Genomic DNA, 12,329 nt, shown 5'->3' with positions numbered 1-12,329 from the left:
TGATGACAAATTATGTACTAGGTGTGGATGTAGGAACACAATCTCTCAAAGTGGCTGCCTACACAATTCAAGGACAGCTTGTGTATCAAACGAGTGAGGCATATTCAACATGGCATAATAGTAGTGGGCACTCTGAACAAGATCCAAATGACTGGTGGCAAGCACTTCAGCGGTCACTTCAGCGAGTGACAGATACGATTGATAAAGCGTGTATTAAAGGCATGTCATTAGCTGCTACATCATCAACTGTATTATTGACTGATAAAGATTTAAAGCCAATTGATAAGGCACATTGTTGGATGGATCAACGGTCAGCAAAAGAAGAAGATGACATAAATAAGAATCTTCTAAAAATCGTGCGTGACCGTTTACGTTACTCAGGTGAAAAAACATCGATTGAATGGATGTTAACGAAATCACTTTGGTTTAAAAAAAATTATGATTTAACGGATAAACGAATTGTAGAGCAGCTAGATTGGCTGAATTATAAGTTAACTTCTCGGCTAGTTGGTTCACAATGTAATGCTACTTGTAAATGGAGTTATGTGAAAAGGTTGGGTGGTTTTTCGGAAGATTTTTTAGATGAAATTGGTTTGGCAGGTATTACAAAACACTGGCCACATACGATTATACCAGTAGGTGAACAGGTCGGTTTAATCACGTCAGAAACAGCAATTTCATTGAATTTACCAATTAATATGCCAGTGTTTCAAGGTGGCATAGATGCCCATATTGGTATGATCGGAGCAGGCGCATTAGAAACAGGTAAGTTGAAAATGACGACAGGCACAAGTTTTGTTCATTTAATACATCATGATCAACCTATATTCAACAACGCACTTTGGGGTCCCTATGATGAACCGCTCGTTGAAAATCTATGGTTATTAGAAGGTGGACAGCTATCTTGTGGTTCGATAATTTCGTGGTTTTTACAAGAGTTTTATCCAGCGGAGTGCGACAAATCTGCAATCTATGCTGAACTAGAAAGAGAAATAAAATTAATCAGCCCTGGTAGTGATGGGTTGCTCATACTAGATAGTTGGAAAGGCAATCGAACCCCCTATAAAACGCCTTATGCAACAGGAGCGATGATTGGTTTAACACTATCACATACAAAATATCATATTTATCGTGCAATTTTGGAAACGATTGCATTTGGTACGAAAAATATTATTCGAACATTTGAAGCATCTGGCGTAGAGGTTCATGAAATTATTGCTGGTGGTGGTGGAACGGTTAATGAATCGTGGATGCAAATTATTAGTAATGTAACAGGTTTGCCTATTACGATTCCAAAAGATGCTGAAATCGGGACAAAAGGTGCATCCATTATTGCCATATATGGACTTGGTTATTTTGATAGTTTGATCGATGCTTCAAATAATATGGTGAAAAATGAAAAAACATTTTATCCTAATATGACGCAGAAACGGCAATATGATGTACTATTTGACAATTATTTAGAGCTAAATCATGTGTTATTTCCAATTATGGAGAAAATGAAAAAAGGAGGTCAACGCAGTGAGCAATATTCTTGAAATGAAAAACATTTCTAAATCATTTCCAGGTGTGAAAGCATTGCAAAATGTGGATTTTTCATTAAAAAAAGGAGAAGTTCACTGTTTGATCGGAGCTAATGGGGCAGGGAAATCCACGCTAATGAAAATTTTAGCAGGTGTATATACAAAAGATGAAGGGGAGATTTTACTCGATAATCAACAAATTTCGATTAAAAACCCTTCTGATAGTATGCAATTAGGCATTTCGACAATCCATCAAGAATTATCATTAATAGAAAATTTAACATTAGCAGAAAATATTTTATTGGGCAATTATTTAAAACCAAAAGGTGGCTTTATTAGTTGGCAGAAAATGAACAAAGAAGCAAAGCGCATCTTTGATTTACTCGGCGTTAAAGTATCACCAACAATGCCTACAACAGAAGCAAGTATGGGCTTAAAGCAGATGACAGAGATAGCTAAAGCCATTCGTTCAGATTGTAAAATCATTGTGATGGATGAACCTTCAACGGCATTATCTACTGATGAAATCCATAAATTATATGACGTTATTGCATTGCTGAAAAAACAAGGTTATACAATTGTCTATATTTCTCATAAATTAGATGAATTATATGCAATTGGCGATCGAATTACAGTTTTAAGAAATGGTCGATGGATTATCACAGACCATATTGACAATATTTCACAACAACAATTAATTCAGCATATTACAGGTCGTGCTATTGAAAAAGTACAAAAACACATTCAACGATTTTGAAAGAAGAATTTATAAAAATAGAAAATTTTTCAAATAATAAGCTGAAAAATATTGATTTTTCTGTAGGTAAAGGTGAAATACTTGGTTTGTATGGACTTGTTGGTTCAGGGCGTACCGAATTATTACGTGCCATTTATGGCGCAGATCAATTAGCGAGTGGTAATTTTTATATGAATGGTCAAAAAAAGAAAATCAAATCGCCAAGTGATGCTGTAGATATTGGTATAGGTTTAGTTCCAGAAAATCGTAAAACGGAAGGGGCTAATTTAGACTTGTCGATTTTGGATAATGCGATGCTTTCTTCTCTCAGTTCATATTCAAAAGGGAGCTTTATGAAGCCTAGTATGATGAAACAGGCCATGCTTGATGTGATGAAGAAATTAAATATAAAAGCGCATAATATGCATGTGCCGATGAGTACATTAAGTGGCGGAAATCAGCAAAAAGTAATTATTGCGAAATGGTTGGTTCATAAGTCGAAGCTTTTATTATTTGATGAGCCAACTCAAGGGATTGACATCGGTGCAAAAGATGAAATCTATAGCATCATGAAAGAAATTGTCAATGAAGGTTCAAGTATCATCGTCGCAACTTCAGAAATCGATGAATTATTAGCAATTTGTGATCGTGTACTCATTCTGTTTGAAGGAGAGATAATCAAAGAATTTTCTCGACCATCGGAAAGTAAAAATGACATCATGAATTCAGCAGTTTCAGGTTAATTATGAATGGGGAACGAGGGGAAAGTATGACGACTAAAAGTGAAGTAATGCAAGGGGAACGTAAAAATACAGTAGCCATCAAAGCGATTTTAAAAAAATATAATTTATTCTTTATTTTTATCGCTTTTATTTTAATAGGAAGTTTATTATCAGATCAGTTTTTATCCGTACAAAACATACTGAATTTACTACAGCAATCTTCCTTTGTAGGGATTGTCAGTATTGGAATGACATTTGTTATTTTAGTTGCGGGCATTGATTTATCAGTAGGGGCCATTTTAGCATTAACGGGAATGTTCGTATCAATTCTCTTAAACACAGGTATGAATCCCTTTATGGCCATTACATTAACCATTGCATTTGGCGCGTTTTTAGGTTTTGTTAATGGTTTTATTTCTACCAAATTTAAAGTGCCAGCTTTTATCGCAACATTAGCAATGATGGTCAGTGCAAGGGGATTGGCTCTCTTAACGACTAATGGTGAACCAATCTATGATTTACCAGCTAGCTTTACAGTACTTGGTGGAAATATATTCGGTAAAATCCCATTAACTGCAGTCATATGGATTGTTTTGACAATCATCGCCATAGTTGTGTTGAAATATACAACTTTTGGACGGAAAATCTATGCAGTTGGTGGGAATGCCGAATCTGCAAGACTATCTGGAATTCGAGTAAATCGATATATTACTTGGTGTTTTGTAATCTGTGGAACACTTGCTGGGGTGGCAGGTATTTTAATGAGTGCTTGGTTAACAGTTGGTCAACCAACAGCAGGTACAGGGTTAGAACTCGATGTCATTGCAGCAGTCGTTTTAGGCGGCACCAGTCTAATGGGGGGTAAAGGAAGTATTGGTGGCACATTCATAGGTGTTTTAATAATGAGTATGATTGTCAATATATTTAATCTTCTTGGATTATCATCGTATTATCAATCTATTTTTATGGGTGTCATTATCGTATTAGCTTTAGTTATGAATCAAATGATTTCAAATAAAAAATAAAGGGGATGTTTGGGATGAAGAAATGGCTAAGTTTAGTTTTAGGGGTAGTATTATTATTGGTGTTAGCAGCTTGTGGAACTGGTAAAGAGAGTGACAAGGATGCTAAGGCCAATAAAAATGATAAAATTGTTATTGGTTTTTCTCAAGTCACTTTAGAGTCACCATTTTATACTTCATTAGTTGACGGTGCAAAAGAAGCAGCAAAAGAGCAAGATGTAGAATTAATTGTTGTTGATGCACAAAATAATATCGAGAAACAAAATACAGATGTTCAGTCACTGATTACAAAAGGTATTGATGTATTACTGATCAATCCAGTTAATCCTTCAGCAGTGGCACCAGCACTAAAAGCAGCAAAAAATGCAAATATACCGGTTATCACAGTTGATCGAGCAACAAAAGAAGAGGTTACTTCATATATTGGACGCGATAACAAAGCGATGGGTAAAATTGCAGGGGAAAAAGCGCTGGCATTACTAGGTGGCGATAAAGCAAAAGGGAAAATTATTGAGTTACAAGGAGATGCAGGTGGCACAGTTATGAAAGCTCGTCATGATGGTTTTCATGAAGCTTTCATTCATGCAAAAGATGTGACAATTATTGAAGGACCGTATAACGATTATCTGCGTGCAAAAGCTGTTTCATCTATGCAAGATTTAATGCAAGCAAATCCAGATGTTGATTTAGTATATGCACATAATGATGACATGGCGCTCGGTGCAGTAAAAGTGCTAAATCAAATGGGTAAATCCAATGTTAAAGTTATTGGTGTAGATGGTTTAATGGAGGCAGTTAAGAAAATTACGGATGGCTCATTCCAAGCGACTGTCATTAATGATCCAATCTCACTTGGTGCATTAGCAATCGAAACAGCTAAAAAAGTTGCTAATGGAGAAAAAGTAGAGAAAATTACAAATGCAGAAACTGGTTTAATCGATGATACGAATGCCAAAGAGTATGTAGATTCAAATTATAAATTTGCAGTAGTAAAATAATAGGAGGAAATAAAGATGAATATATCGACAAAAATAGATCATACATTGCTTAAAGCGGATGCTACAATCGAACAAATTGAACAACTATGCCAAGAAGCGGCAAAGTATAAGTTTGCAACTGTTTGTATCAATCCTCATTATATAGCTTTAGGTGCAAAATTGTTAAAAGAATCGTCTACTAAAGTATGTACAGTTATAGGTTTTCCACTTGGAGCTAATAAAACAGCAGTTAAACTTTTTGAAGCAATTCAGGCTATTGAGGACGGGGCTGAAGAAGTTGATTATGTACTAAATATTAGTGATGTGAAAAATGGTGAATTTGAAGCCGTCCTACAAGAAATGATTCAATTTGTAAACATCAAAAAAAATCATCCAAAACTTGTGATTAAGATTATTTTAGAAACATGTTATTTAACAAATGATGAGATAACGAAAGTAAGTTTGTTAGCACGAAAAGCGGGCTTAGATTACGTGAAAACATCCACTGGTTTTGGTACGGATGGTGCAACGCAAGAAGCTGTTCGTTTGATGAAAAAGGCAGTTGGTGACAATGTGAAAGTGAAAGCTTCTGGTGGCGTAAGAACAGCCACAGATGCTGCTGCATATATTGAACTTGGCGTCGAGAGAATTGGTACGAGTAATGGCATTTCCATACTTGAAGGTGTAGCACCAACAAGCAATTATTAGAAAAAGTTGAATACTAAAAAACCAGTATGATCTTACTTTCGGTCATACTGGTTTTGCATGTATTGCTATTAAATTCCCTATGTTTTAATTTGTCCAAAGCATATTACTTGCAATCTCAAGAAAAAGTGGTAGAATTTAAATTGTACACAACTTAATTGTGTGCAATTTAAAAAGAGGTGGCAATTTGAAGGCACAACGTTTAGATGATCAAATTTGCTTTGCACTGTACGCAGCGTCGAAGAAATTCACAAAATTTTATAAAGAAATATTGGCTGATTTTGGTTTAACTTATTCGCAATACCTTGTACTATTGGCACTATATGAGCAGAATCATTTATCTATAAAGGATTTAGGTGAGAAGCTCGAACTTGATAGTGGTACTTTAACGCCGTTACTTAAGCGGATGGAGGCGAATAATTGGGTTGAGCGAAACCGTAGTCATGAAGACGAGCGTGTAATCAATATATCTCTAACCCATCATTCTAAATTGCAAGAATCAACTATTGCTGCTGTCATTGATCGTTGTGTTGTGTCGCTGATGGATGATGAGGCAGAGTATAAAGCATTACTTACATTATCGAAGAAATTAAACCATGTATTGACAACAAAATTAAAATAATAGGAGTGTTGTAAAATGACAGTATTATATGAAACGACAATAATTAATACAGGTGGACGTAAAGGTCAGGTCTATTCTGAAGATAAATCATTTGATATGGAAGTGGCGGCGCCCGGTTCAAAATCAACAGCTACGAATCCAGAACAATTATTTGCTGCCGGTTATAGCGCGTGTTTTAATAGCGCTTTAGAAGTTGTAATGCGTGGCGAAAAAATCAAATCTAAAAGTACTGTAAAAGGAACGGTATCATTATTAAAAGATGAGGCCGACAATGGTTTTAAAATTGCAGTGCAATTAGAAGTTGAAATTGCAGATCTGGATCAAGCAGAAACAGAACGCTTAGCAAAAATTGCGCATACAGTTTGCCCTTATTCAAAAGCAACTGCCGGCAATATTGATGTAACGATTAAAGCCATTTAACGACTAGATCGCTAAAAAGTAAATAACAGCATCTTCTACTACAGACAAAATGGTCTAATGTAGAAGATGCTTTTTTAATGATTCTTATATTATTTGTTGGGTTTTCCAAACAATACGACTTCTACTTGACGCTTTTCGCAGAACTCACTATAAAAAGCATAACATCAGCAATTTATATGCTAGAAGATGAGGGGACTAGAGGGCGTTCTTGTGTTATTCAAATGTCGAGATTCCCTCTAAAATAAATGTAGAAACAAAATACATATGGATTAGAGTGACGTAATATCTTGTAATGGTGATAAAAAATTTGTGTGAGTACTAGAAAACAGCTTGACTTATAAAAGAAATATTTGATATATTGTATAAACCGACCAGTCGGTTTAGTGAAGTGGAGGTATGAAGGTGGCAGTAGATACAAAAGAAAAAATTATAGCTATAGCAACGGATTTGTTTCGGAAAAAAGGGTATTTAGGGGTTGGTTTATCAGAATTATTGAAAGTGTGTGAACTTTCAAAAGGTGCTTTTTATCACCACTTTCCAGCTGGAAAAGAAGAATTATTAATAACCTGTTTACGTACGATGAATAAAATGATTACAAATGATATGAAGAAAATATTTGCTCAATATGATACGACAACAGAGGCTATAGATAATATGTTAAGTGAATTAATCAGACAGTATGAACGCGACAAAGTAATAATTGGTTATACATTTAATAGCATTGTGAGTGAAATGGGGTCAGTTAGTGAAGTTGTACGTCAAACTTGCGAAGAATCCTATGATGCAATTCAAGCTATATACCAAGAAAAATTAAGCGCAGATGGTTTTTCACATCAACAAGCAAGCGATCAAGCTTTACTGTTGAATGCAACAATTGAAGGAGCAATCATGCTGAGTTTAACAAAGCATTCTAGCATACCACTCCAAACGGTTGCCCGTTTATTGTCTATCTCAACGCATCAGCATAAATAAAATTTTGGAAGGAAGATACGATGCAACAAACAGCTATGATGGAACAAGAGAAAAAGAAATATGATATGAAATTACCTAGAAATGGAAAAGAAGGTCTATTGTACGGTACTATTATTTCGACGATTACGGTTATTTTTATGACAACCATGAATGTGCTTTTTAGTGTTCCAGATGGTTCATCAGCCAGCTTCATTGCAGGAGAGATTATAAAAGTCATACCGATTATTTGGATAATTGTTATGATTATAGAACCAATGTTTATCGGGAAAATTGCGGAGAAATTAGTCACACAATTCACATTACCAACAGATAGTTTTAATGCTAAGCTATTATTTCGTATCCTGTTCACAGTAATCGGTATGTCATTTTGTATGACAATCATTGGTGATCTTATCGGCAATGGTTTTGAAGCAGGTTTATTTAATCGGTTTTTGGAAAATTGGCCACGTAATCTATTAGTAGTGCTAGTAGCTGAGGTAGTTATTATTCAGCCAATTGCTCGTTTTGTGATGGTTAAATTACATCAATCTCAATATCGTAAAATGGCAAAAGTAGTTGAAAGAAGTCACTCAAAGCAAGGATAAATTCTAGATATACATAAGAAGAATTACGAAAGTGATTCTTCTTATGTATATCTTTTTTTATGGAAGAGGCTCTTTTTTTCAAGTAATGGATGTTATACTTCTTTAATCCGCAATCACATATATAATGCCAAAACACCAAACCTCTTATTTGATTTGATCTAATCTGTCTGGTTACCTAATTCTTGACCACCTATACCTTGACTAGCAATTAATGTAACGGGGGTTTGTTTTTAAATCGCCAATTGGATAAGCAATAGCATTTTTAACTGGCCCATTTTTCTTAATAATTTCCATTCTATCTCTTTATTCGAATGAGTCGTTACGTCATACCAAAATGCTATAACTGGCTTATCGCCATAGTCGTTTCCTTTTTTACCGGCAGGAATTCCTTTTGTCTCTGTAATCGTAACAGTACGACCATCTAACTTCGCTATCTTTAAAATAAACGGCTTCATTCGTTTGTACACTTTTCTTCGTTTCAGCTTTTTCTGTAAATCCGACTTCTGTTTTCTCGATTTTTGGTTCAACAGTTTCATCGCTACTACATGCACCTACAACTGGCAGAGTGATTAATCTTTTTTCATGTAATTACCTCTTTTTATTTAATAGTTTAATTTTAACAATAGCAATAAAGAATGTAGGTACTATACGTTTGATTAAAATGATAAAAGTATAACTAGTTTCTTCTATATATACATAGTGATATAATAACTATGTAGCAAGCGATAAAAAAATAACATGTGACTTTTTAAAAGTTACGTGAGTGATTGCACGAAAATCACATCACACTCACACAAAAATCACATTCAATTGCGAGAATAGGTGAAAAACGTTATGATAAAAATGACGTTAAAGTCACGCTAAATCTAACATATGAAACGAAAGAAGGAATAGATATCATGACAAATGCTTATGATGAATATATGCGCGGTATTGTTGAGCCGATGCGTTTAGAATTAGTAGATGCTGGATTTACACAACTCACAACATCGGATGCAGTTGCCGAGCATATGCAAGAAGTAAAGGGTACATCGTTAGTAGTTATTAACTCAGTTTGTGGTTGTGCTGCGGGGCTTGCGCGTCCAGCAGCTATTGAAGCGGTTGCCCAAACAACAGCGAAACCAGACCATCTTATTACTGTTTTTGCAGGCCAAGATAAAGAGGCGACAGCACAGATGCGTGCTTTCTTTGGTGAAGTACCACCAAGTTCACCATCAATTGCCGTCGTGAAAGATGGAGAACTAGCTTACTTCATCCCGCGTGAACAAATAGAGGGTCATATGATGGAGCAAGTTCGTGATCACCTAGCTGGTGCTCTTGATCAAGTATGTGCCAAATAAAAACAATAGCCACAACAGGTGGTAGACCGGACGCGCTTTCTTTAGAGAAGGCGCGTTTTGTTGGTCAAATATTGAATATTGATGTTATTGAACGAAAGAAAAAATCGATTAAACATCTAGGGGAAGAACAACAGGCTCATCTAATTGTTGCAGGGAAAAATCGTTTTGATTATTATCCGCTTGGTATGACGGAACCTTTCTTTTTCCATCCTAGTTCTGCTGCGTTCCGTATGAAGCGCCTCGCAAAGGGAGAAGTAGAGCCATTTATTGAAATGGCAAATTTACATAGAGGTGATCGATTACTAGATTGTACGTTAGGTTTAGCGACAGATAGTATGATTGCTGCTGAAGTTGTAGGTCCTACAGGTCGCGTAGTTGGTTGTGAAGCAAATACCAATATTGCTTTTATCGTGCAGCAAGGCTTAAAAAATTATGATTTTATTGCAGAAAATTTACCATTGCTTAGCGCAATGCGCTCAATTGAAGTGGTAGCGCAAAATGCCATCGATTATTTAAAACAGCAAGCAGATGATAGTTTTGATGTAGTTTATTTGGATCCAATGTTTGAAGAAACAATTGAAGAGTCAACTAGTTTTCAACCATTGAGGTATGCTGGGCTACATGATGAAGTATCAGATGACTGGATTAGAGAAGCAAAGAGGGTTGCAAAACAGCGTGTGTTGTTAAAAGCACATTATAAATCACCACTTTTTAAAAAATATGGTTTTACTAGGCAGGATAGACCGAATACAAAATTTCATTTTGGTATCATTTTGCTATGAATGTTTTGACTGATTATGCTTTCTATTGTCTGTTTTTTATGCGATTTACTAAAAAAATAGATATTAATGATTATAAATAAGGAGAAATTAACTGTTTTTTATAATATAACTGTTTTAAATAGCTATATTAGTTATAATTGTTTATAAGAAGTGATATTTGTTTAATATCAAAAAAGAAGGATGTACGATTATTAAATTATAGGAAGTGAAGAAAAAAGGATGAAGGTCCATCTTATTCGAGTATTTCGAAAAGGGTGCAATGGTCATAATATAATTGGCGTTGTCTATTCACCAAAATTGAATTTTAGCACGATGGAAATGAAAAAAATTGCTCATAATAGTAAATTAGATAAAGTGGTATTTGTTACAAAATCTACTAAAGCAAATATACGATTGCGTTTCTTTACACCGGATAAAGAATATACTATTTGTTTTGTCAGTATGTTTGCCGCGATTCATTTGCTAACGAATATTGAAAAAGATAATTATAAAGCTAAATTTGTATCGATTGAAACTTCTTTGACTGTCTTTAAAATTGATGTGATGAGAACGGCTTTTAGAACGCGTGATTGCCAATTGATCCAAGCAGCGAATGCAGCCTTTATTGCAGAAAAAAAGCCCTATTGGGTTAACAAAAATAGAAAGTTTAATGGGTATGAACAGGGAAAATTTTTATTGGAAATGCCGGATACATTTGCTACAAAACCTATGTTAGCAAGACATTTATTAGAAACAATGTTAGTGGATATACGCGATATTGATACGTTATTCTATGAGTTTTCAAAAATTTTAGGTACACCGAAATTTCGTATGCAAATTCGTTATAATGATGAAACAGTTGAGAATTTTTTTATTAGTCTTTATATTCAGGATATTGCAGCAGGTCGTATGATTCACCTTGAATCGATGTCGAAAATTATTCCAGCAATTGACGTTCCATATCATTAAAAAAAGATGTAATAGGCGGGAGCCTGTTACATCTTTTTGTCGTCCTAATTATTAATCAGTGATACACATTGACGTTAAAAAGGCCATTAAAGCGAGAAAACCTAGACCAAACATAATTGTTGTCATAGAAAAAACTCCCTTCAAACTGTTTTGCGTACAATATTTCTATAACTTATTGTACAATGGAATAGTATAAAGTGAAACCTTTTAGTTGGAATATCGTTACATTAATAGTAAAAACATTCAATTTATGACAGGATGGTGATAATATGAAGAATTGGATTCAAAAATTCTTAGTATCGGCAGTTGCAGTTGTAACTTTAGGTGTCATAACACCAAGCCATACAATTTGGAATAATTTAATCGATGAACAAGCTAGTGCGAAATCACAGTATGCTGATCATACAGTTCAGCATAAAACCACGGCCTATATCGCAACAAATGACCTAGTACAGGAAATTGATCTCATAGCAGTAGCCAAAGATCAAGCCTATCAAAAATTCGGCACTAAAATTGGTCCTAAAATTCAAGATGACTTTGATACGATCATCTTTCCGAAAATGCAACAAGCAATGGATGATACGCTAATAAATATGAAAGAAAAAATGGATAGTAGCACAATTGCAATTACTGAAAATCCAAGTGGTAATTATTCAGAAAAAATTTTTAATATGTACAATGTAGCAACGGGTGAAGATCTTATTCGTTTCCATGTGCGTACAGAAAATCGTCCATTTGATGGTTACTATTATAATTTCCATTACCATGCAAGCGATGATGATTTTGTTAGTCATCATGATTTAGGTGAATTATATTGGAGTAAAAACACACCGCCAAAATGGTTATCATAGTTTGAAATAAACACTTTTACTAATTGTACCTCTGTAAGGTTACAATTAGTAAAAGTGTTTTCTTTTGCTTATAATAGCTTATATACAATAAAATCATGATAAAGGAAATACATCAATTAATGGTT

The 12,329-nt window shown here is 34.7% G+C and carries 15 protein-coding genes; 14 read left to right on the top strand and 1 reads right to left on the bottom strand.

What is annotated here, in order from left to right; all coding sequences use genetic code 11:
* Positions 1-2 precede the first annotated feature (2 nt).
* From DEX24_RS03580 to DEX24_RS03535, 10 genes are all read left to right on the top strand, one after another.
* Positions 3-1,538 carry an FGGY-family carbohydrate kinase gene (locus DEX24_RS03580; protein ID WP_170112829.1) on the top strand — a complete coding sequence of 512 codons (1,536 nt, stop codon included), beginning with the start codon at positions 3-5 and terminating at the stop codon, positions 1,536-1,538.
* Positions 1,522-2,280, top strand: a complete 759-nt coding sequence (locus tag DEX24_RS03575; protein ID WP_109305029.1) for an ATP-binding cassette domain-containing protein — start codon at positions 1,522-1,524, stop codon at positions 2,278-2,280. The genes DEX24_RS03580 and DEX24_RS03575 overlap by 17 nt, the downstream gene beginning before the upstream one ends.
* Positions 2,277-3,002, top strand: a complete 726-nt coding sequence (locus tag DEX24_RS03570; RefSeq protein ID WP_170112828.1) for an ATP-binding cassette domain-containing protein — start codon at positions 2,277-2,279, stop codon at positions 3,000-3,002. The genes DEX24_RS03575 and DEX24_RS03570 overlap by 4 nt, the downstream gene beginning before the upstream one ends.
* Positions 3,003-3,028: 26 nt before the next feature.
* Positions 3,029-4,006 (top strand): ABC transporter permease, encoded by a 978-nt coding sequence (locus DEX24_RS03565; protein WP_109305027.1) that lies wholly within the window; start codon positions 3,029-3,031, stop codon positions 4,004-4,006.
* A 14-nt stretch (positions 4,007-4,020) separates the two neighbouring features.
* On the top strand, positions 4,021-5,001 hold the full coding sequence (locus DEX24_RS03560; RefSeq protein ID WP_211310112.1) for a substrate-binding domain-containing protein: 981 nt from the start codon (positions 4,021-4,023) through the stop codon (positions 4,999-5,001).
* Between the two features lie 9 nt (positions 5,002-5,010).
* Positions 5,011-5,688 carry a deoxyribose-phosphate aldolase gene (deoC, locus tag DEX24_RS03555; protein ID WP_211310114.1) on the top strand — a complete coding sequence of 226 codons (678 nt, stop codon included), beginning with the start codon at positions 5,011-5,013 and terminating at the stop codon, positions 5,686-5,688.
* 184 nt (positions 5,689-5,872) lie between these two features.
* The gene (locus tag DEX24_RS03550) at positions 5,873-6,307 is read left to right on the top strand and encodes a MarR family winged helix-turn-helix transcriptional regulator (protein ID WP_109305024.1); all 435 of its coding nucleotides are present in this window, start codon (positions 5,873-5,875) and stop codon (positions 6,305-6,307) included.
* Positions 6,308-6,322: 15 nt separating this feature from the next.
* Positions 6,323-6,727, top strand: coding sequence for an organic hydroperoxide resistance protein (locus DEX24_RS03545; RefSeq protein ID WP_109305023.1), 405 nt, complete (start codon positions 6,323-6,325; stop codon positions 6,725-6,727).
* Between the two features lie 402 nt (positions 6,728-7,129).
* Positions 7,130-7,699, top strand: a complete 570-nt coding sequence (locus tag DEX24_RS03540; protein ID WP_246131355.1) for a TetR/AcrR family transcriptional regulator — start codon at positions 7,130-7,132, stop codon at positions 7,697-7,699.
* A 20-nt stretch (positions 7,700-7,719) separates the two neighbouring features.
* The gene (locus tag DEX24_RS03535) at positions 7,720-8,283 is read left to right on the top strand and encodes a DUF2798 domain-containing protein (RefSeq protein ID WP_246131354.1); all 564 of its coding nucleotides are present in this window, start codon (positions 7,720-7,722) and stop codon (positions 8,281-8,283) included.
* Positions 8,284-8,513: 230 nt separating this feature from the next.
* Here the strand turns inward: DEX24_RS03535 and DEX24_RS03530 are convergent, their stop codons facing one another.
* Complete coding sequence (locus tag DEX24_RS03530; protein WP_146192962.1) at positions 8,514-8,738, bottom strand: DUF4352 domain-containing protein; 225 nt, start codon at positions 8,736-8,738, stop codon at positions 8,514-8,516.
* A gap of 444 nt (positions 8,739-9,182) precedes the next feature.
* Here DEX24_RS03530 and DEX24_RS03525 point away from each other — a divergent pair, with 444 nt between their 5' ends.
* The 4 genes from DEX24_RS03525 to DEX24_RS03510 all read left to right on the top strand — a co-directional run bounded on the left by DEX24_RS03525 (position 9,183) and on the right by DEX24_RS03510 (position 12,204).
* Positions 9,183-9,623, top strand: a complete 441-nt coding sequence (locus DEX24_RS03525; RefSeq protein WP_109305104.1) for a BrxA/BrxB family bacilliredoxin — start codon at positions 9,183-9,185, stop codon at positions 9,621-9,623.
* Positions 9,611-10,405 carry a class I SAM-dependent methyltransferase gene (locus DEX24_RS03520; protein WP_109305020.1) on the top strand — a complete coding sequence of 265 codons (795 nt, stop codon included), beginning with the start codon at positions 9,611-9,613 and terminating at the stop codon, positions 10,403-10,405. Before DEX24_RS03525 ends, DEX24_RS03520 begins: the two co-directional genes overlap by 13 nt.
* A gap of 219 nt (positions 10,406-10,624) precedes the next feature.
* Positions 10,625-11,353, top strand: coding sequence for a PhzF family phenazine biosynthesis protein (locus DEX24_RS03515; RefSeq protein ID WP_109305019.1), 729 nt, complete (start codon positions 10,625-10,627; stop codon positions 11,351-11,353).
* A 269-nt stretch (positions 11,354-11,622) separates the two neighbouring features.
* Positions 11,623-12,204, top strand: a complete 582-nt coding sequence (locus DEX24_RS03510; RefSeq protein WP_109305018.1) for a YpjP family protein — start codon at positions 11,623-11,625, stop codon at positions 12,202-12,204.
* The last annotated feature ends 125 nt before the right edge of the window (positions 12,205-12,329 follow it).

It is taken from the genome of Kurthia sibirica (assembly GCF_003143975.1).
GTDB lineage: Bacteria > Bacillota > Bacilli > Bacillales_A > Planococcaceae > Kurthia > Kurthia sibirica.
This window is presented reverse-complemented; position numbering and strand designations above follow the sequence as displayed.